General features: G+C 52.4%; 22 protein-coding genes. 17 read left to right on the top strand and 5 right to left on the bottom strand.

All coding sequences use genetic code 11. From position 1 onward, the window contains the following. Positions 1-10 precede the first annotated feature (10 nt). On the bottom strand, positions 11-1,345 hold the full coding sequence (gene srmB / locus J4685_RS07335) for an ATP-dependent RNA helicase SrmB (protein WP_000219175.1): 1,335 nt from the start codon (positions 1,343-1,345) through the stop codon (positions 11-13). Positions 1,346-1,474: 129 nt separating this feature from the next. On the opposite strand from srmB, the gene trmN reads away from it, so the two are divergent. Beyond that, positions 1,475-2,212 carry a tRNA(1)(Val) (adenine(37)-N(6))-methyltransferase TrmN gene (gene trmN, locus J4685_RS07330; RefSeq protein ID WP_000083339.1) on the top strand — a complete coding sequence of 246 codons (738 nt, stop codon included), beginning with the start codon at positions 1,475-1,477 and terminating at the stop codon, positions 2,210-2,212. Here trmN and nadB read toward each other — a convergent pair. Beyond that, the gene (gene nadB, locus J4685_RS07325; RefSeq protein ID WP_000989176.1) at positions 2,197-3,819 is read right to left on the bottom strand and encodes an L-aspartate oxidase; all 1,623 of its coding nucleotides are present in this window, start codon (positions 3,817-3,819) and stop codon (positions 2,197-2,199) included. The genes trmN and nadB overlap by 16 nt on opposite strands. Positions 3,820-4,082: 263 nt before the next feature. Between nadB and rseD the strand changes: the two genes are divergently transcribed. The 12 genes from rseD to acpS all read left to right on the top strand — a co-directional run bounded on the left by rseD (position 4,083) and on the right by acpS (position 13,694). Beyond that, the gene (gene rseD, locus J4685_RS07320) at positions 4,083-4,247 is read left to right on the top strand and encodes a rpoE leader peptide RseD (RefSeq protein ID WP_014344135.1); all 165 of its coding nucleotides are present in this window, start codon (positions 4,083-4,085) and stop codon (positions 4,245-4,247) included. Further along, the gene (rpoE, locus tag J4685_RS07315; protein ID WP_000003307.1) at positions 4,244-4,819 is read left to right on the top strand and encodes an RNA polymerase sigma factor RpoE; all 576 of its coding nucleotides are present in this window, start codon (positions 4,244-4,246) and stop codon (positions 4,817-4,819) included. The genes rseD and rpoE overlap by 4 nt, the downstream gene beginning before the upstream one ends. A 31-nt stretch (positions 4,820-4,850) precedes the next feature. Beyond that, the gene (rseA, locus tag J4685_RS07310; protein WP_001168377.1) at positions 4,851-5,501 is read left to right on the top strand and encodes an anti-sigma-E factor RseA; all 651 of its coding nucleotides are present in this window, start codon (positions 4,851-4,853) and stop codon (positions 5,499-5,501) included. Further along, on the top strand, positions 5,501-6,457 hold the full coding sequence (gene rseB / locus J4685_RS07305) for a sigma-E factor regulatory protein RseB (RefSeq protein ID WP_000812020.1): 957 nt from the start codon (positions 5,501-5,503) through the stop codon (positions 6,455-6,457). The genes rseA and rseB overlap by 1 nt, the downstream gene beginning before the upstream one ends. Continuing rightward, entirely contained in the window at positions 6,454-6,933 is a 480-nt protein-coding gene (gene rseC / locus J4685_RS07300) for a SoxR-reducing system protein RseC (protein WP_000589088.1), read from the top strand. Before rseB ends, rseC begins: the two co-directional genes overlap by 4 nt. Before the next feature lie 251 nt (positions 6,934-7,184). Then, the gene (gene lepA, locus J4685_RS07295) at positions 7,185-8,984 is read left to right on the top strand and encodes a translation elongation factor 4 (RefSeq protein WP_000790158.1); all 1,800 of its coding nucleotides are present in this window, start codon (positions 7,185-7,187) and stop codon (positions 8,982-8,984) included. Positions 8,985-9,000: 16 nt separating this feature from the next. Continuing rightward, on the top strand, positions 9,001-9,975 hold the full coding sequence (lepB, locus tag J4685_RS07290; protein WP_000002562.1) for a signal peptidase I: 975 nt from the start codon (positions 9,001-9,003) through the stop codon (positions 9,973-9,975). A gap of 273 nt (positions 9,976-10,248) precedes the next feature. Next, positions 10,249-10,929: a ribonuclease III gene (gene rnc, locus J4685_RS07285; protein ID WP_001068341.1), complete on the top strand. Its 681-nt coding sequence runs from the start codon at positions 10,249-10,251 to the stop codon at positions 10,927-10,929. Next, entirely contained in the window at positions 10,926-11,831 is a 906-nt protein-coding gene (gene era / locus J4685_RS07280) for a GTPase Era (RefSeq protein ID WP_000102230.1), read from the top strand. Before rnc ends, era begins: the two co-directional genes overlap by 4 nt. Positions 11,832-11,842: 11 nt before the next feature. Next, positions 11,843-12,571, top strand: coding sequence for a DNA repair protein RecO (recO, locus tag J4685_RS07275; protein ID WP_000399380.1), 729 nt, complete (start codon positions 11,843-11,845; stop codon positions 12,569-12,571). An 11-nt stretch (positions 12,572-12,582) separates the two neighbouring features. Next, complete coding sequence (gene pdxJ / locus J4685_RS07270) at positions 12,583-13,314, top strand: pyridoxine 5'-phosphate synthase (RefSeq protein ID WP_000818964.1); 732 nt, start codon at positions 12,583-12,585, stop codon at positions 13,312-13,314. Then, a complete protein-coding gene (gene acpS, locus J4685_RS07265) occupies positions 13,314-13,694 on the top strand; it encodes a holo-ACP synthase (RefSeq protein WP_000986043.1) in 381 nt (126 codons plus the stop codon). Before pdxJ ends, acpS begins: the two co-directional genes overlap by 1 nt. A 111-nt stretch (positions 13,695-13,805) precedes the next feature. Here the strand turns inward: acpS and J4685_RS07260 are convergent, their stop codons facing one another. Together J4685_RS07260 and J4685_RS07255 are read right to left on the bottom strand one after the other, a co-directional pair. Next, complete coding sequence (locus J4685_RS07260; RefSeq protein ID WP_001196287.1) at positions 13,806-14,066, bottom strand: YfhL family 4Fe-4S dicluster ferredoxin; 261 nt, start codon at positions 14,064-14,066, stop codon at positions 13,806-13,808. A 37-nt stretch (positions 14,067-14,103) separates the two neighbouring features. Next, positions 14,104-15,030, bottom strand: coding sequence for a LysR family transcriptional regulator (locus tag J4685_RS07255; RefSeq protein WP_001022474.1), 927 nt, complete (start codon positions 15,028-15,030; stop codon positions 14,104-14,106). Between the two features lie 113 nt (positions 15,031-15,143). Here J4685_RS07255 and J4685_RS07250 point away from each other — a divergent pair, with 113 nt between their 5' ends. Next, complete coding sequence (locus J4685_RS07250) at positions 15,144-16,340, top strand: OFA family MFS transporter (protein WP_001276371.1); 1,197 nt, start codon at positions 15,144-15,146, stop codon at positions 16,338-16,340. A gap of 21 nt (positions 16,341-16,361) precedes the next feature. Continuing rightward, positions 16,362-17,279: an oxidoreductase gene (locus tag J4685_RS07245; RefSeq protein WP_000684031.1), complete on the top strand. Its 918-nt coding sequence runs from the start codon at positions 16,362-16,364 to the stop codon at positions 17,277-17,279. A 38-nt stretch (positions 17,280-17,317) separates the two neighbouring features. Here J4685_RS07245 and J4685_RS07240 read toward each other — a convergent pair whose 3' ends face one another. Then, a complete protein-coding gene (locus J4685_RS07240) occupies positions 17,318-18,166 on the bottom strand; it encodes a MurR/RpiR family transcriptional regulator (RefSeq protein ID WP_000995698.1) in 849 nt (282 codons plus the stop codon). A gap of 115 nt (positions 18,167-18,281) precedes the next feature. On the opposite strand from J4685_RS07240, the gene murQ reads away from it, so the two are divergent. Then, positions 18,282-19,175, top strand: coding sequence for an N-acetylmuramic acid 6-phosphate etherase (gene murQ / locus J4685_RS07235; RefSeq protein WP_001048530.1), 894 nt, complete (start codon positions 18,282-18,284; stop codon positions 19,173-19,175). A gap of 10 nt (positions 19,176-19,185) precedes the next feature. Next, positions 19,186-20,547 carry a PTS transporter subunit EIIC gene (locus tag J4685_RS07230; RefSeq protein ID WP_000361668.1) on the top strand — a complete coding sequence of 454 codons (1,362 nt, stop codon included), beginning with the start codon at positions 19,186-19,188 and terminating at the stop codon, positions 20,545-20,547. The last annotated feature ends 2 nt before the right edge of the window (positions 20,548-20,549 follow it).

Here is a 20,549-nt window from a genome sequence, read left to right as displayed (position 1 = left end):
GGCATTATTATTACTCTTCGCTGGATTGCTCCTGCATTTTCGTACCGCTTGGCCTGCGGCGTTTACCGATATTTTTTGTATCGCGGTGACGTTTCTTCACGCGCGGCTTCTCTTTTTCTTTCTCTTTTTTCTTCTCGGCGCGTTTCGCCAGCACTTTTTTCGACGGTTTGCCGGTCAACTTTTCGCTAGGCGCACGCGTGGTCGGGCGAAGCTCATCAATGACGCGCGCTTTTAGCGGCTCTTCGATGTAGCGACCGATTTTCAGCAGCAACAGATGGTCGTGGGCTTCTACCAGCGAGATTGCAGTGCCTTTGCGGCCAGCACGGCCTGTACGGCCAATGCGATGCAGATAGGTATCGCCACTGCGCGGCATGTCGAAGTTAATGACGTGGCTGACGTCAGGAATATCAATCCCGCGTGCCGCGACGTCGGTCGCGACCAGCACGTTAACGCGACCGTCGGTGAGACGCTTAATACCTTCGTTACGTTTGATCTGCGCCATCTCACCTTCAAGATAGCAATTGTTGATCCCTGCCAGACGCAGCGTTTCAGCCAATTCATGGACGCGTTCACGTTTACGTACAAACACGATAGAACGGGTTGCATCGTCTTGTTTTAGCAGGTGCTTCAACAGCGCAACTTTATGTTCGAAATTGTCGGCACGGTAGTACCACTGGTGAATTTTCTTACGCTCGCGGGTTGACGGATTGGCAGAAACCTCAACCGGGTCTTCCAGCAGGCGCTCGGCAAAATCTTTAATCGCATCGCCTTCCAGCGTGGCGGAGAACAGCATCGTTTGTTTACGCCAGCGGGTCTCACCAGCGATATGTTCAATGTCCTGAGCGAAGCCCATGTCGAGCATCCGGTCAGCTTCGTCAAGGATCAGTGTTTCAACCGCCCGGCAGTCAAAGTTCTCTTCTTTTATATATTGCAGCAGACGGCCCGTCGTGGCGACCACGATATCCTGGTTTTCGCTAAACACTTCAGCATGGTTCATATAGGCCACGCCGCCGGTAATCGTGGCGATATCCAGATGAGTATGCTTAGCCAGTTCACGAGCGTGATCGGCAACCTGCATTGCCAGTTCGCGGGTTGGCGTCAGGATCAGAATGCGCGGCGGCCCCGATTTTTTACGCGGAAAGTCGAGCAGGTGCTGCAACGCCGGCAGCAGATATGCCGCCGTTTTACCGGTGCCTGTCGGCGCAGAACCGAGTACATCACGGCCATCGAGCGCAGGCGGAATGGCGGCAGCCTGAATGGCGGTCGGGCGAGTGAAACCTTTATCCTGGAGGGCATCCAGCAGGCTTTCGTCGAGTTCAAGTTCGGAAAAAGTCGTTACAGTCATGTTCTACCTCTGTGTGGGGCGCTGATTATAGACGTTACGGCCGCAATCTTCATCTGTTTGTATGGATATCCCTTCTCAGGTATTGTTTTCACCCGGCGCTGTCGCCGTTTTTTGCAAGGTTGTTTTTACATGTCTCAGTCTGGCTCCGCTCTTCGTCGTAACGGATTTACGTTTAAACAGTTTTTTGTCGCACACGATCGGTGTGCGATGAAAGTGGGAACTGACGGTATTTTACTCGGGGCGTGGGCGCCGGTCGCGGATGTAAAGCGAATTCTGGATATCGGTACTGGAAGCGGTCTGCTGGCGTTAATGCTGGCGCAGCGGACGGATGACAATGTGCCTATTGACGCCGTGGAACTGGATGCCGGGGCTGCCATGCAAGCGCAGGAAAACGTGGCTCACTCTCCCTGGCCGCATCGAATAACAGTGCATACTGATGATATTCAGCGTTGGGCGCCTCGCCAGACGGTACGCTTTGATCTTATTATCAGCAACCCGCCTTATTACGAACCCGGTGTGGAATGCGCCACGCCGCAGCGGGAGCAGGCGCGTTACACCGCTACACTGGATCACCAGACGTTATTGGCTATTGCGGCGGATTGTATTACCGAAGACGGCTTTTTTTGCGTAGTCTTGCCGGAACAAATAGGTAACGCTTTTACGCAGCAAGCGCTCAACATGGGATGGCATTTGCGGCTACGTACTGACGTTGCGGAAAACGAAGCGCGCTTGCCGCACCGGGTTTTGCTCGCATTCTCCCCGCAAGCCGGGGAGTGCTTTAGCGACAGATTAGTGATTCGCGGGTCAGACCAGCATTATTCTGAAAGTTATACGGCGCTGACCCAGGCATTTTATCTGTTTATGTGAGGCGTTAACGGCGAAAGGATCGATGGGCCTGATTCAGCCAGTTGTTGCGGATAATCCAGCGTAAAGTGCAGCCCCCGGCTCTCTTTACGCATCATCGCGCAACGCACAATCAGTTCGGCCACTTGCACCAGATTGCGCAGCTCCAGTAAATTATTCGAGACGCGAAAGTTGGCGTAATATTCGTCAATCTCTTGTTGCAACATAGTAATACGCCGTAGGGCGCGCTCCAGCCGTTTCGTCGTGCGCACAATCCCCACATAGTCCCACATCAGCAGACGCAGTTCGTGCCAGTCATGCTGAATCACCACCCGCTCATCGGCGTTTTCCATGCGGCTTTCATCCCAGGCGGGAAGGACGTCAACGCTGTGGACAGAAGGCATTCGCCTGTCGATATCGATTGCTGCGGACCAGCCGTACACTAAGCATTCCAGCAACGAGTTGGACGCCATACGGTTAGCGCCGTGCAGGCCGGTGTAACTGACTTCGCCAATGGCATATAAGCCGTCTACATCGGTACGACCATAATCATCGACGACCACGCCGCCGCAGGTATAGTGTGCGGCAGGAACAACGGGAATCGGTTCTTTGGTTAAATCCATACCCAAATCGAGCAGTTTCGCATAGATCATCGGGAAGTGCTGGCGGACAAAATCGTCAGGCTTGTGGCTGATATCGAGAAACATACAGTCTGCGCCGAGTCGTTTCATCTCATGGTCAATAGCGCGGGCGACAATATCGCGCGGCGCCAGCTCGCCGCGTTCGTCAACGTCCGGCATAAACTGTGAACCGTCCGGACGTTTAAGGTATGCGCCTTCGCCGCGCAGCGCTTCGGTAAGGAGAAAATTACGCGCCTGCGGGTGATAAAGGGCAGTGGGATGAAACTGGTTAAATTCCAGATTAGCGACCCGACAGCCCGCGCGCCAGGCCATCGCGATACCGTCGCCGGAGGAAATATCCGGGTTAGTGGTATATTGATACACCTTTGAGGCGCCACCGGTCGCCAGCACCACCGACTTCGCATGACAGGTTTCAACCCATTCTTTATTGCGATTCCAGATCCAGGCGCCGACGACCCGGCGAGGCCCCGGTAGACCCATTTTATCGGAAATAATTAAATCAACGGCGTTGCTGCGTTCCAGCACCTGAATATTAGGATGATTTTGCGCCCGACTGACCAACGTGGTTTCGACTTCCTTTCCGGTAGCGTCGGCGGCATGAAGGATACGGCGATGACTATGGCCGCCTTCACGCGTGAGATGATAGCTCTCCTTGCCGTTTGGCTGGACATGCGTATCAAACAGGACGCCCTGATCGATAAGCCACTGCACGCAGGTACGGGCGTTGCTGGCGACAAACTCCACCGCGTGGCGATCGCAAATTCCGGCGCCGGCAATCAGCGTATCTTCGACATGCGACGCAATACTGTCGGTTTCATCAAACACGGCGGCAATACCGCCCTGCGCATAAAACGTGGAGCCCTCGCTCACCGGCCCTTTACTCAGGACGATAACCTTATGTTTTTCAGCCAGACGCAGCGCCAGCGAGAGTCCGGCCGCGCCGCTGCCGATAATTAACACATCACAGGACAGTTCAGGAGTTGTCATTATGGTTCTTGTTTAATTTACTAAACATGGTTGCGGCAGATTAGCACTATATGGCGCTAAAAAGCACGTTATGATTTCAAAAGTGTTGTGCTTATTAAACATAAAATAAAAATACGGCGAGAGATAAACGGCAAAAAATATTTTATAGGGCAGGGTGTTAGCGTCGGATTTTGTAGTGAAATAAAGATGCTGTTAGGTTACTCTGCAAACGACGAAATGGGCATTTCTGTACAGATAGTGCGTTGTTCAGCATCTGTAGACTTATAATGGAAGATAAGACCTGTCTACAACATGACAAACAAAAACAAATGCGTAACGGAACTTTACGAAACATAGACACTCTAACCTGTTGCTTGCTCATAGTGCGGCTTATGGAGTGGCGTTTCGAAAGCGCGTGGAAATTTGGTTTGGGGAGACATTACCTCGGATGAGCGAGCAGTTAACGGACCAGGTCTTGGTTGAACGGGTCCAGAAGGGAGATCAGAAAGCCTTTAACTTACTGGTAGTGCGCTACCAGCATAAAGTGGCGAGTCTGGTTTCCCGCTATGTGCCATCGGGCGACGTTCCCGATGTCGTACAGGAATCATTTATTAAGGCCTATCGCGCGCTGGATTCTTTCCGGGGGGATAGCGCTTTTTATACCTGGTTGTATCGTATTGCGGTCAATACCGCGAAGAACTACCTGGTTGCGCAGGGGCGTCGTCCGCCTTCCAGTGATGTAGACGCGATTGAAGCAGAAAACTTTGAAAGCGGCGGCGCGCTGAAAGAAATTTCGAACCCTGAGAACTTAATGTTGTCAGAAGAACTGAGACAGATAGTTTTCCGAACTATTGAGTCCCTCCCGGAAGATTTACGTATGGCAATCACCTTACGGGAGCTGGATGGCCTGAGCTATGAAGAGATAGCGGCTATCATGGATTGTCCGGTGGGGACGGTGCGTTCACGTATCTTCCGGGCGCGGGAAGCTATTGATAATAAAGTTCAACCGCTTATCAGGCGTTGACGATAGCGGGATACTGGAAAAGGTATTAGGCATGCAGAAAGAAAAACTTTCCGCTTTGATGGATGGCGAAACGTTGGATAGTGAGCTGCTCAAAGCGCTTACGCACGACTCGGAAATGCAGAAAACCTGGGAGAGTTATCACCTGATCCGCGATTCAATGCGGGGGGATACGCCTGACGTTCTCCATTTCGATATATCCGCTCGCGTGATGGCCGCTATTGAAAACGAGCCAGTACGTCAGGTGTCGCCATTAATCCCTGAGGCCCAACCCGCTCCGCAGCAATGGCAGAAAATGCCGTTCTGGAAAAAAGTGCGTCCGTGGGCGGCGCAGCTTACCCAAATGGGCGTGGCGGCGTGCGTTTCACTTGCAGTTATCGTCGGTGTCCAGCACTATAATGGGCAATCTGAAACATCCCAACAACCTGAAACGCCGGTTTTCAATACCCTGCCTATGATGGGGAAAGCCAGCCCGGTAAGTCTGGGAGTGCCTTCTGAAGCAGCGCCTGTCGGCAGTCAGCAACAGCAGGTACAGGAGCAGCGTCGTCGCATTAATGCCATGTTGCAGGACTATGAACTGCAGCGCCGACTGCACTCCGAACAGCTTCAGTTTGAGCAGGCGCAAACCCAGCAAGCCGCGGTACAGGTGCCAGGAATCCAAACTTTAGGAACGCAATCGCAGTAATGAAGCAACTTTGGTTTGCCATGTCCCTTGTGGCGGCTAGCCTGTTCTTCTCAGTAAACGCCTCGGCCGACCCTGCGTCCGGGGCGTTATTGCAGCAGATGAACATCGCCAGTCAGTCACTGAATTACGAGCTGTCATTCGTCAGCATCACGAAACAAGGCGTTGAATCTCTGCGTTATCGACACGCACGCCTGGATGGTCGCCCGCTTGCGCAATTGCTACAGTTGGACGGTCCTCGCCGGGAGGTCGTACAGCGTGGTAATGAAATCAGTTATTTTGAACCGGGCCTTGAGCCGTTCACCCTGAACGGTGATTATATTGTCGATTCTCTGCCTTCCCTGATTTACACCGATTTCAAGCGTCTGGCGCCTTACTACGACTTTATTTCCGTCGGTCGCACCCGTATCGCAGACAGATTGTGCGAAGTTATCCGCGTTGTGGCGCGCGATGGTACGCGTTACAGCTATATCGTCTGGATGGACATGGACACCAAACTACCGATGCGCGTTGATCTGCTGGATCGCGATGGCGAGACGCTGGAGCAGTTCCGCGTTATTGCGTTCACGGTGAGTCAGGATATCGGCAGCACCATGCAGGCGCTGGCGAAGGCGAATCTTCCGCCGCTGCTTTCTGTTCCCGGTGGCGAAAAAACGAAATTTAACTGGAATTCATCCTGGGTGCCGCAAGGCTTTAGCGAAGTTTCCAGCAGCCGTCGTCCGTTGCCGACGATGGATAACCTGCCTATCGAATCGCGGCTTTATTCTGACGGTCTGTTTAGCTTTTCCGTCAATGTGAACCGGGCGACGCAAAACAGCAGCGATCAGATGCTGCGCACCGGGCGCCGAACGGTTTATAGCAGCGTTCGCGACAACGCGGAAATCACCATTGTCGGCGAGCTTCCGCCGCAAACGGCGAAGCGCATTGCCGACAGTATCAAATTCAGGGCAGTACAATGATTAAAGAGTGGGCAACCGTTGTCTCCTGGCAGAATGGTCAGGCGGTGGTGAGCTGCGACGTTAAAGCGTCATGCAGCAGCTGCGCCTCCCGTGCGGGATGCGGCAGTCGCGTGCTGAATAAATTAGGGCCGCAAACCACGCATACCATTGTTGTGCCAAGCGCGGAGCCGCTGGCGCCGGGGCAGAAAGTCGAGTTGGGCATCGCCGAAAAAAGCCTTTTAGGTTCGGCGTTGCTGGTCTATATGTCGCCTTTAGCGGGGCTATTTCTTTGTGCGGCGCTTTTTCAGATGCTGTTTGGATCTGACCTTGCCGCATTAAGCGGGGCCGTGCTGGGCGGCGTGGGCGGTTTTCTGGTTGCCCGCGGCTATTCCCGAAAACTGGCGGAGCGTGACGCCTGGCAGCCGGTGATTTTAAACGTTGCCCTCCCGCCGAACCTTGTCCGCGTCGAAACTACCTCAATCGAAACGCGCCAGTAAACGTTTTGCCCAACGGTGCACCTGCCGCGTTGGGTTGTTGTCCCGATAAACATGCGCTTTTCCTGCGTTGCGGTGTTTTACAGGAAAAAAGCGAGGCGTTTTCCAGTTCCCGCTCTCCGTACACTATGAACATTTCCTCGCCTTAGCGTTGTAGTGTAGAATGCGGCGTTTCAGTTAAAACAGACGTTAAGCTCAGAACAGCGACCTCTAAAGTCTGGTCAACCAGGCGTAAGGCATAATAATTTATCTCTATGAAGAACATACGTAACTTTTCGATCATTGCTCACATTGACCACGGTAAATCGACGCTGTCTGACCGTATTATCCAAATCTGCGGTGGCCTGTCTGACCGTGAAATGGAAGCTCAGGTACTTGATTCGATGGATCTTGAGCGTGAGCGCGGTATTACTATTAAAGCCCAGAGTGTGACGCTGGATTTTAAAGCGTCTGATGGTGAAACTTATCAACTGAACTTTATCGACACGCCGGGACACGTTGACTTTTCCTATGAAGTTTCCCGTTCGTTAGCCGCCTGCGAGGGCGCGCTGCTGGTGGTGGATGCCGGCCAGGGCGTAGAAGCGCAAACGTTGGCGAACTGCTACACCGCGATGGAAATGGATCTTGAAGTGGTGCCGGTGCTTAACAAGATTGATCTGCCGGCCGCCGATCCGGAGCGTGTGGCGGAAGAAATTGAAGACATTGTCGGCATCGATGCGACGGATGCGGTACGCTGCTCCGCCAAAACGGGTGTCGGCGTGACGGATGTTCTGGAACGCCTGGTGCGCGATATCCCGCCGCCGCAAGGCGATCCGGACGGCCCGCTGCAGGCGCTGATTATTGACTCCTGGTTCGATAACTACCTGGGCGTGGTATCGCTGGTGCGTATTAAAAACGGCACCATGCGTAAAGGCGACAAAATTAAAGTGATGAGCACCAGGCAGACCTACAACGCTGACCGCCTGGGGATTTTCACGCCGAAACAGGTTGATCGTACCGAGCTGAAGTGCGGCGAAGTAGGCTGGCTGGTCTGCGCCATTAAAGATATCCTCGGCGCGCCGGTTGGCGATACTTTAACCTCAGCGCGTAACCCAGCGGAAAAAGCGTTGCCGGGCTTTAAGAAGGTGAAACCGCAGGTCTATGCAGGTCTGTTCCCGGTCAGCTCCGACGATTATGAAAGTTTCCGCGACGCGCTCGGCAAGCTGAGCCTGAACGATGCCTCACTGTTTTATGAACCGGAAAGCTCCTCGGCGCTGGGCTTTGGTTTCCGCTGCGGCTTCCTCGGCCTGTTGCACATGGAGATCATTCAGGAGCGTCTGGAACGCGAATACGATCTGGATCTGATCACCACTGCGCCGACCGTGGTTTATGAAGTAGAAACAACGGCGAAAGAGACTATCTATGTTGATAGCCCCTCCAAGCTGCCGCCGTTGAATAACATTTATGAACTGCGCGAGCCTATCGCCGAGTGTCATATGCTGTTACCACAAGCCTATTTAGGTAACGTTATTACGCTGTGTATTGAGAAACGCGGCGTACAAACTAACATGGTGTATCACGGTAACCAGGTCGCGTTGACCTATGAAATCCCGATGGCGGAAGTGGTGCTCGACTTCTTTGACCGTCTGAAATCAACGTCGCGCGGCTATGCGTCTCTGGATTATAACTTCAAGCGCTTCCAGGCTTCCGATATGGTGCGTGTTGATGTGTTAATCAACAACGAACGTGTCGATGCGCTGGCGCTGATCACGCACCGTGATAACTCGCAAAGCCGTGGTCGCGAGCTGGTGGAGAAGATGAAAGATTTGATCCCACGTCAGCAGTTTGATATCGCGATTCAGGCGGCGATTGGTACGCATATTATTGCCCGTTCGACGGTAAAACAGTTACGTAAAAACGTGCTGGCGAAGTGCTACGGCGGCGATATCAGTCGTAAGAAAAAACTGCTGCAGAAACAGAAAGAAGGTAAGAAACGCATGAAGCAGATCGGTAACGTCGAGCTGCCTCAGGAGGCGTTCCTCGCCATTCTGCATGTCGGTAAAGACAATAAATAATCCCTAAGGAGTTGGCATGGCGAACATGTTTGCCCTGATTCTGGTGATAGCCACACTGGTGACGGGCATTTTATGGTGCGTTGATAAGTTTGTTTTCGCGCCAAAACGTCGGGCGCGCCAGGCTGCCGCGCAAACGGCGTCGGGAGATGCGCTGGATAACGCTACGCTCAATAAAGTGGCGCCTAAGCCGGGCTGGCTGGAGACCGGGGCGTCGGTTTTCCCGGTTCTGGCGATCGTTCTGATCGTTCGTTCATTTCTTTATGAACCCTTTCAGATCCCGTCAGGCTCAATGATGCCGACACTGCTTATCGGCGATTTTATTCTGGTGGAAAAATTTGCCTACGGCATTAAAGATCCGATCTACCAGAAAACCCTGATTGAAACCGGTAATCCGAAGCGCGGGGATATTGTGGTATTTAAATATCCGGAAAATCCTAAGTTAGATTACATCAAACGCGCAGTCGGTTTGCCGGGCGATAAAATCACTTATGATCCAGTTGCGAAAGAAGTGACGATTCAGCCTGGCTGTAGCTCCGGTCAGGCGTGCGAAAATGCGCTGCCGGTTACCTACTCTAACGTTGAGCCGAGCGATTTTGTACAGACCTTTGCCCGCCGTAACGGCGGAGAAGCGACCAGCGGTTTCTTTGAAGTTCCGCTAAACGAGACAAAAGAAAACGGCATTCGCCTGACCGAACGTAAAGAGACGTTAGGCGATGTAACCCACCGCATCCTGATGGTGCCGATAGCCCAGGATCAGTTGGGCATGTATTACCAACAGCCAGGACAACCGCTGGCGACCTGGGTTGTACCACCGGGACAATATTTCATGATGGGCGACAACCGCGATAACAGCGCGGATAGCCGTTACTGGGGATTTGTTCCGGAAGCGAATCTGGTCGGTAAAGCGGTCGCTATCTGGATGAGCTTTGACAAGCAGGAAGGGGAGTGGCCGACAGGCGTACGCCTGAGTCGTATCGGCGGTATTCACTAACTGTGACGAAATGATCGTTCACGCTGCCGTCTTTTTAGCGGCAGCGTGAATTATTTCCTGGATAAATTCCCTCAGACTAACGACATCCCCTGTCGTTGTGTATAGAATATTCCCCCGAAGTTTTAGGTTGGCGCCGTTTGGTCGCCACGGCACACGAAACAGCGTTGGTTATAGACAACCTTCTTTCCGCTGCAGCGATGCGGCAGGACAGATGACGTGTATCAGGTCTGTTTCGTGTGCTGGATTGTTGACGCATTCATTTATTGGTATCGCATGAACCCCATCGTAATTAATCGGCTTCAACGGAAGCTGGGCTACACTTTTAATCATCAGGAGCTGTTGCAGCAGGCATTAACTCACCGCAGCGCCAGCAGTAAACATAACGAACGCCTGGAATTTTTAGGCGATTCAATCCTGAGCTTCGTTATCGCTAACGCGCTTTATCACCGTTTTCCACGGGTGGATGAGGGAGATATGAGCCGTATGCGCGCCACGTTGGTACGTGGCAATACGCTGGCGGAATTAGCCCGTGAATTTGATTTAGGCGAGTGCCTGCGTTTAGGGCCGGGCGAATTAAAAAGCGGCGGATTTCGTCGAGAGTCCATTCTGGCGGACACCGTTGAAGCGTTAATCGGCGGAGTATTTCTCGATAGTAATATCCAGACCGTCGAGCAGTTAATCCTTAACTGGTATAAAACTCGTCTGGATGAGATAAGTCCGGGCGATAAACAAAAAGATCCGAAAACGCGCTTGCAGGAGTATTTGCAGGGTCGCCATCTGCCGCTGCCATCTTACCTGGTTGTGCAGGTACGCGGCGAGGCGCACGATCAGGAATTTACTATCCACTGCCAGGTCAGCGGCCTGAGCGAACCGGTGGTTGGCACGGGTTCCAGCCGTCGTAAGGCGGAGCAGGCTGCCGCCGAACAGGCGCTGAAAAAACTGGAGTTGGAATGAGCACTGACAAAACTTACTGCGGATTTATTGCCATCGTCGGACGTCCGAACGTTGGCAAATCCACCTTGCTGAACAAACTGCTTGGGCAGAAGATTTCGATCACTTCCCGTAAAGCGCAGACCACGCGCCACCGCATTGTCGGTATTCATACCGAAGGCCCGTATCAGGCAATCTATGTCGATACCCCGGGTCTGCATATGGAAGAAAAGCGCGCCATTAACCGTTTGATGAATAAGGCGGCGAGCAGTTCGATTGGCGACGTTGAGCTGGTGATTTTCGTTGTGGAAGGCACCCGTTGGACGCCGGACGACGAAATGGTCCTGAACAAACTGCGCGATGGCAAAGCACCGGTTATTCTCGCCGTTAACAAGGTGGATAACGTGCAGGAAAAAGCCGATTTGCTGCCGCACCTCCAGTTCCTGGCAAGCCAGATGAACTTTCTTGATATCGTACCCATCTCTGCTGAAACGGGTATGAACGTCGATACTATTGCTGGTATCGTGCGTAAACATTTACCGGAAGCGATTCACCACTTCCCGGAAGATTACATCACCGATCGCTCTCAGCGCTTTATGGCGTCTGAAATCATTCGTGAAAAGCTGATGCGTTTTCTCGGCGCCGAGCTGCCGTATTCCGTTACCGTTGAGATTGAACGTTTTGTTACCAACGAACGCGGCGGCTATGATATCAACGGGCTGATCCTCGTCGAGCGCGAAGGGCAGAAGAAGATGGTGATTGGCAACAAAGGCGCCAAAATCAAAACCATTGGTATTGAAGCGCGTAAAGACATGCAGGAGATGTTCGAAGCGCCGGTACACCTGGAACTGTGGGTGAAAGTGAAATCCGGCTGGGCTGATGACGAACGCGCTCTGCGCAGTCTCGGTTACGTAGACGATCTGTGAGTTAACACAGCGTGGAAGGGTGGCAGCGCGCATTTGTCCTGCACAGTCGCCCCTGGAGCGAAACCAGCCTGATGCTGGACGTCTTCACGGAAGAATCGGGGCGCGTGCGCCTTGTCGCCAAAGGCGCGCGATCTAAACGTTCCAATCTGAAAGGCGCGTTGCAGCCTTTTACGCCGTTATTGCTACGCTACAGCGGACGCGGCGAGGTGAAAACCCTGCGCAGCGCCGAGGCAGTTTCTTTGGCGCTGCCGTTAAGCGGTATTACGCTCTATAGCGGCCTGTACATCAACGAGCTCCTCTCTCGCGTACTGGAATATGAAACGCGCTTCTCCGAACTCTTTTTTGATTATCTGAACTGTATTCAGGCGCTAGCGGGAACCACCGGCTCGCCTGAACCGGCGTTGCGACGTTTCGAACTGGCGTTGCTGGGTCATCTGGGGTATGGCGTCAATTTCACCCACTGTGCAGGCAGCGGCGAACGGGTGGATGACACCATGACCTACCGTTACCGCGAAGAAAAAGGCTTTTTCGCCAGCGTCGTCATCGATAACAACACCTTTACCGGACGGCACCTGAAAGCGCTGGAGGCGCGGGAATTTCCGGATGTAGATACCCTGCGTGCCGCTAAACGCTTTACCCGTATGGCATTAAAGCCGTATCTTGGGGGAAAACCGTTAAAAAGCCGGGAGCTGTTCCGGCAATTTATGCCCAAACGCACAGTAAAAACGAAAAAAGATTAACGAGGATTGTCATGGCTGAATTACTGTTAGGCGTCAATATTGACCACATTGCCACGTTACGTAATGCGCGCGGCACCGACTATCCGGATCCGGTACAGGCGGCGTTTATTGCTGAACAGGCAGGCGCGGACGGCATTACCGTACACCTGCGTGAAGATCGTCGCCACATTACCGATCGCGATGTGCGCATTCTGCGTCAGACGCTGCATACGCGTATGAATCTGGAGATGGCGGTGACCGAAGAGATGCTGGCGATCGCCGTAGAAACCAGGCCGCATTTCTGTTGTCTGGTGCCGGAAAAACGCCAGGAAGTCACCACCGAAGGCGGTCTGGATGTGGCCGGACAGCGCGATAAAATGCGTGATGCCTGTGCGCGCCTGGCGGCGGCTGGCATCCAGGTTTCGCTCTTTATCGATGCCGATGAAGCGCAAATCAACGCGGCGGCGGAAGTCGGCGCGCCGTTTATCGAAATCCATACCGGCTGCTACGCCAACGCAGAAACCGATGCGGAACAGGCAAAAGAGCTGGCGCGTATTGCCAGCGCCGCGACCCTGGCGGCCCGTCTGGGGCTAAAAGTAAATGCGGGTCATGGCCTGACCTACCATAACGTCAAAGCTATTGCCGCACTGCCGGAAATGCACGAGCTCAATATCGGTCATGCCATTATTGGTCGGGCAGTGATGACGGGGCTGAAAGAGGCGGTGGCTGAAATGAAACGTTTGATGCTGGAAGCGCGCGGCTAATGGCGATTCTCGGCCTGGGAACGGATATTGTAGAGATTGCCCGCATTGAGGCAGTGATCTCCCGTTCCGGCGAACGTCTGGCAAGGCGTGTGCTCAGTGACAACGAGTGGGCTATCTGGGAGACGCATCAGCAGCCGGTGCGTTTTCTCGCCAAGCGTTTTGCGGTGAAAGAGGCGGCAGCGAAAGCTTTTGGCACCGGCATCCGCAACGGTCTGGCGTTTAATCAGTTCGAAGTATTTAACGATGAGCTGGGAAAACCACGTTTGCGGCTGTGGGGCGAGGCGTTAACGCTGGCGGAAAAACTCGGTGTGGCGCACATGCATGTCACGTTGGCCGATGAACGCCATTACGCCTGCGCTACGGTCATTCTGGAAAGTTAGATTTGCCGGATGGCGGCGTAAACACGTTACCTGACCTACAGGCCGATATATTGTCGGCCTGATAAGCATAGCGCCATCAGGCATTGTTGCGTTGGAAGTGCGTTAACCCGCTTACAGTTTATCTGCGTGATGCATCAGAACAAACTTATCCCACAACTGTTCTTCGGTTTCGACATGGGCGGGATCCTGCAAAATCGTATTGGGGATCGGACAGACTTTCTGACAGGTCGGCGTTTCGTAATGGCCTACACACTCGGTGCATTTGTCGCTGTTAATTTCATAAATGTTGTCGCCCATTGAAATCGCCTCATTCGGGCACTCCGGCTCGCACATATCGCAGTTGATACATTTTTTGGTGATTAACAGCGCCATCAGGAAATTCTCAGAAACAACACAAATCGGGCGGGCATTATACGCCTATTTTCTGCTCGGGCCAGCTCTTTTCTGGCGCTGATTTGTTATCTACCGTGTAAAAATTTTTGATCTGCTTGAGCAGGCAGATAGTTGCGTTATCCAGTGAAAGGTCATTACTGTGCACCAGCATGACAGGAATAAAGAATGCGGGGATGCCCAGTGAAACCAGGCGAACATTTTTGGGTGTCGATAAATGGGTTAGCGAGCGGGTAATAAATGCGATGCCAATCTGCGCTTCGGCATACTCAAGGCATGAGTAGTGGTTATCCAGCTCGCAGATGACGTTAGGGACGACTTTGCGGTTATTAAATTCAGTGGTGATGATCCCCCTTAATAGCAGAGAGTCATTAAGCACGATAATGGGCTGGTCGTTTAAATCTTTTAGATGCAGACGTTCGCGTGTCGCCAGAGGATGAGAAAGTGGGATTGCAGCGATAATTTCATCTTCAAACAGCATGGTCGAGCTTAGCTGGGCAGGGAGCGCTGTTCGATAAACAATGCCAATATCAACGACGCTATCCGTCAGCTTTTTAATGGTTTGCTCAGTTGAGAACTCTTTAACATTTAAAGATATTTCCGGATGGTGCGCCATAAAGCTGCGAAAAGCGGACAGAACCAGGTAGCTGCCTGACACCCCGATTGAAATAGTATCGCGCTGTTGATCCTGATAGGGAAGAAGTTCATTTTCTGCATTTTTTAAATCCAGCATTATTTTGTTAGCGTGTCGTTGCAAAATAATGCCTGCTTTTGTTAATTTAATTCCTCTACCTTTTCGCTTAAATAATATTGTTTTAAGTGATGACTCAAGTTGTTTGATTTGCTGACTTAATGATGGCTGAGTGATAAACAGGCGACTGGCCGCCCGACCATAATGTAATTCATCACACAATATCAGGAAGGAGTGTAGTTGTTTGATATTCATTAAAATTTAATGCCAATCGATTGGGTTTTGTTATAACGATTATAAAAAATACCAAATTGTTTGCCTATTTTGCTTTTTTTAAACTGTGATCAGTGCATTTTAAAGGGAAAATTATGTCGGCATCAATCAACCGCTGGGGAATGCTTGCCGCTCACGTGTGCATCAATTTTGTGCTCGGGGGCGTCTACGCATTTAGCTATTTCAAAACACCACTCATGGCGCAATATCACTGGGATCCGGCTACGCTGGCGTTAGCATTCTCTATCAACATGGGGATCATTCCTTTACCGATGATTTGGGGCGGGAGAATGATCGACAATGGTAAAGGAAAGCAGGCGATAGTTATCGGCGGTATCCTGTTTTCTTTAGGTTTTATCTTGTCCGGGTTTGTGGATAATTTGCCCATGCTGTTTTTAACCTACGGCGTCATTGCCGGGTTGGGATCGGGCCTGGCTTTTACGGGTAATCTTAATAATATTTTGAAATTTTTCCCTGACCGTCGCGGTCTGGCCAGCGGTATCGTACTGGCGGGTGTTGGCGTCGGGACGCTACTTTGCACCCGCCTGGCCGAATATTTTATGACGCAAACTCATGATGTTAGTCGGGCGTTGTTATATCTGGGTATTGTTTATCTGGTGGTTATTTTTATCGTCCAGTTCTTTATTCGTAGCGCGCCAGCAAAAGATAGCGGAGGAATTAAAGCCTCGCCACTGGATAAAGACTATCGGCACATGCTGAAAGATCTGCGCTTCTGGCTGCTGTTTATGATTCTGGCGCTGGGCGTGTTCTCTGGGATGGTAATTAGCTCAAGTTCTGCGCAAATTGGTATGACGCAGTACGGTTTACTGTCCGGTGCATTAGTCGTTAGCCTGGTCTCGATATTTAACTCGATCGGTCGCCTGTTCTGGGGAGGGTTAACCGATAAATTAGGCGGCTATAATACGCTGGTTATTGTTTATCTTTTTACCTGCGTCTGTATGCTGCTGCTGTTGTTCTTCAACGGTAATACTTCGGTATTCTATTTCAGCGCTCTGGGCGTGGGCTTTGCTTATGCCGGTATATTAGTTATCTTCCCTGGCTTGACCAGCCAGAATTTTGGTATGCGTAACCAGGGACTAAACTACGGCTTTATGTATTTTGGTTTTGCCGTCGGTGCGGTTATTGCTCCTTACGTCACGTCCGCTATTGCAAAATATACCGGAAGCTACAATACAGTATTTATTTTGACAACGGTGCTATTGCTTATTGGAGTCGTGTTGACCCTGATAACGAAAAAATATGTCGCAACGGTTTTAGCCAAAATTCATTAATCAGATAATAAGGAAATAAAAATGAAAATTGCAATCGCAGGTGCAGGCGCTATGGGGTGTCGTTTTGGCTATATGCTGCTGGAGGCCGGGCACGACGTGACGCTTATCGATAGCTGGCAGGAGCATGTCGACGCTATTCGTAGCAAGGGGTTGTTTGTCGAAACGGAAACGACGCAGAAGTATTACCCCATCCCTGCTATGTTGGCTGATGAATCCCAGGGGGAGTTTGAGCTGGTTATTCTGTTTACCAAAGCCATGCAGTTGGATAGCATGTTACAGCGTATCAAGCCATTACTGCCAGCCGCGAAAGTCGTGATGATTCTATCTAACGGTCTGGGAAATATTGAAACGCTGGAGAAATATGTCGATCGGCATAAAATCTATGCGGGTGTGACGTTATGGTCCAGCGAACTGGAGGGGGCTGGGCATATTATGGCCACCGGTACCGGAACGATTGAACTGCAGCCGATTGCCAGCCAGGATTCGGCTCAAGAGGCTAAGGTCATTGCCACCCTTAATAGCGCTGGATTGAATGCTGAAATAAGCCCTGACGTATTATTATCGATCTGGAAGAAAGCAGCCTTTAATAGCGTAATGAACACCTATTGCGCGCTACTGGATTGTAATGTCGGCGGATTTGGTCAGCGGCCTGGTGCTTTAGATTTAGCGCAAGCCGTAGTTGATGAGTTTGTGTTAGTTGCTGCCAGCCAGAATATTTCGTTGACTGAGCAAATGGTGATGAATACGGTGAAGAAAGTGTTCGATCCGCGTGAGAGCGGCCACCACTATCCTTCTATGCATCAGGATTTACATAAAGGCCGACTGACTGAAATCGACTATTTAAATGGTGCGATTGCGCGAATCGGCGTTCAGAACAATATTGCCGTACCGGTTAACACACTCCTGACGCAATTGATTCACGCTAAAGAAGCGCAATAAACTTGATGGCTCTTCTGCATGAGGCGGAAGAGCCATTTTCATACCAGTTTTTTTACCAGCGCCTCGCTATGGCGAATACGCTCCGGCGCCCGCTCTAAATCCTGTTGTACCAGCGCCATAAACAGTAAGTCGGTCAACATCATTTGCGCATGTGTCGAGGAGATAGCGGCGCTGCGCGTCGCCTGCTCTTCAGCAATCGTATACAGACAGTGAGTGGCGCGCTGCTGCAAGGCGTTGGGAGAAAAACCGGTAATGGCCAGGATTTTCGCGCCTGCGCGTAATGTTTCGTCCGCCGCCAGGTTCAGCTCGCGCCGCTCCCCGGAATAAGAGATCGCCAGCAGCAGATCCTCCGGCGCCAGCGCCTGCACCGTCGCCAGCAGGGCGTGCATATCGCGCTCAACCACCGCGTTAATGCCAATCTTCAGTAGCTTCCAGGCAAAATTTTGCGCCACCAGCCCAGAGGCGCCAATCCCGGTGATCACAATACGGCGGGCGTGGCGCATCATCGTGACGCTTTCTAACAGCTTTTCTTCACTGTTAACGTCCAGCGTGGCGTGCATCGCCGCCACATTCTCTTTAATTAATTTTTCCCCGACCAGGCGCATCGGATCGTCGCCGCGAATCTGGTTATGAACGGGAACGGAATGCGGATTAGGATTGCTGGCCAACGCTTCGCTGATAGCCAGTTTCAATGCCGGAAACCCTTTAAACCCCAGTTTTTGCGCGAACTTGACTACGCTGGATTGGCTGACGCCCGCTTCGGCCGCCAGTTGCTGCGAGCTCAGATGCCGCGCCGTATCCGGTTGCGCGAGCAGATAATCCGCCAGTTTCCTGTCGCTTTGCGCGAGATCCGGATAACGCTGGCGAATACGTATCAAACAGTTCATGGGCAGCTCCTGCGAAACGTGATGGCGACGACAAAACGAAATTTCACTCGCCTGGAGGAATATTCTATTCCATCATGGACGCTTATTATGAATTAAAAATTCCAGAGGGACAAAAATGAATCTTGGTACCTTAGTGTCTGAAACCCGTAACCCGCAAACGATGGATCTGGATGCGTTGCCTACTCCTGAATTAGTTAAGCGTTTTAATGAACAGGATACGCTGGTAGCGGAAGCAGTAAAAGCCACTCTGCCTGACGTCGCGCGTGCGGTGGATGCCGCGGCGGCGGCGCTGAAGTCTGGCGGACGTATCATCTATATGGGCGCGGGCACCAGTGGTCGGCTTGGCGTACTGGATGCCTCAGAATGCCCCCCGACGTTTGGCGTTCCGCACGGTCTGGTCGTCGGGCTGATTGCCGGCGGGCCGGGCGCGTTGCTGAAAGCGGTCGAAGGCGCGGAAGATAGCCAACAGGCAGGCGAAGACGATCTTGTCGCGCTAAATCTGCAAGAACAGGATCTGGTCGTGGGGCTCGCGGCGTCGGGGCGTACACCCTATGTGATTGGCGGCCTGCGCTATGCGCGACAGTCCGGTTGTACCACTGTTGCCGTCTCCTGTAATCCAGATTCGCCTATTGCGCGGGAGGCTAATATCGCTATTTCGCCCGTTGTCGGGCCGGAAGCGCTTACCGGCTCCACGCGGCTGAAATCCGGCACCGCACAGAAAATGGTGCTCAATATGATTTCTACCGGCGCGATGGTGAAGTTCGGCAAGGTCTATCAAAACCTGATGGTGGATATGAAAGCCACCAACGTCAAACTGGTCGATCGCGCGTGTCGGATGGTCGTTGAAGCGACCGGGATAGGTCGTGAAGAGGCGGAAGCTTTGCTGAAACAGACCGATTTTGAGGTTAAGCCCGCCATTTTGATGGCGCTTACGGGGCTGGATGCTGCAGCCGCCAGGGAAAAACTCGCCGCTCATCAGGGCTTTTTAAGGGCGGCGTTAGAACACTAAAGAGGTGTGTATGGATAAGACGGCAGCGCTCGCCAGCGACATTTTACGTGGTATCGGCGGAGAGCAAAATATTCTGCGCCTGGAAAACTGTATGACGCGAGTCAGGGTGGAGGTACAGGACGACAGCCAACTGGATATCCCACGCTTAAAAGCGTTGCCTGGCGTCAGTGGATACGTAAAGCAAGGGGAGCAACATCAGCTGATCGTTGGGCCGGGGAAGGCTGCGCAGGTGGTTGATGCGATGCGCGTGCAGATTGCCGCAGGTGGTGTAAAGCCGGATGACGCTATGGTGCGTACCAAATCCGAGGCGAAAGCGAAGTATAAAGCGCCGATGAGCGATGCGTTGCGTAAGCTGGCGAATGTTTTTATTCCGCTCATCCCCGCCTTTATCGCATCCGGCTTGATTACCGGCATTATCAACATTCTGAAACGTCCGGATATCGTCGGCGATGTTGCCGTCCACTATCCTAACCTGCTGGGCCTGATGGGGATATTTGGTAGCGCGGTGTTCGCTATCATGAACATTCTGGTTGGCGTCAATACCGCGAAAGTCTTTGGCGGATCGCAGGCGTTAGGCGGCGTGATGGCGGGGATCCTTTCCAGCCCGCAACTGGCGCAGATTACGCTCTTTGGCGAGGTGCTTCAGCCGGGACGGGGCGGCGTCATCGCCGTCCTGCTGGTGGTGGCGTTAATGTGCTGGATTGAGCGCCAGTTCCGTAAGCTGCTGCCGGGGTCGCTGGAGTTAATTCTTAACCCTTTATTGACGACTGTTATCACCGGCGCGGTAGCGATTGTCGCTCTACAACCGCTTGGCGGCTGGATTTCAGACGCTATCGCTCACGGCGCGTCCTGGGCTATCGATCGCGGCGGTTTTCTGGTGGGCGCGGTGTTAGCCGGAACCTTCCTGCCGTTGGTACTGACCGGGCTGCATCAGGGGCTGGTGCCTATTCATGTGGAGCTGGTGCAAGCGCACGGCTATAACGCGCTGTTTCCCATCCTGGCGATGGCGGGCGTTGGTCAGATAGGCGCGGCCATTGCCGTACTGATGAAAACCCGAAATGCGCGACTCAAAAAGGTGATTAAAGGCGCGCTTCCTGTCGGACTGCTGGGGATTGGCGAGCCGCTTATTTTTGGCGTCACGCTGCCATTGGGTAAGCCATTTATTGGCGCTTGCCTTGGCGGCGCGGTAGGCGGGGCGTTGATCAGCTACTGGAAAGTGGCGACGGTAATTACCTTTGGTATTTCCGGTTTGCCGCTGGCATTAACAATTGTTGCCGGAAAAGTCCTGTTCTATCTGTTAGGCTATTTAATAGCGGTAATTGCCGGGTTTATTTTTACCTGGCTGCTGGGGTTCAATGATCCAGAGGAGTAAGG

It is taken from the genome of Salmonella sp. 32100201201700099SM, assembly GCF_017572645.1.
In the GTDB taxonomy this organism is placed as follows: domain Bacteria; phylum Pseudomonadota; class Gammaproteobacteria; order Enterobacterales; family Enterobacteriaceae; genus Salmonella; species Salmonella enterica.
This window is presented reverse-complemented; position numbering and strand designations above follow the sequence as displayed.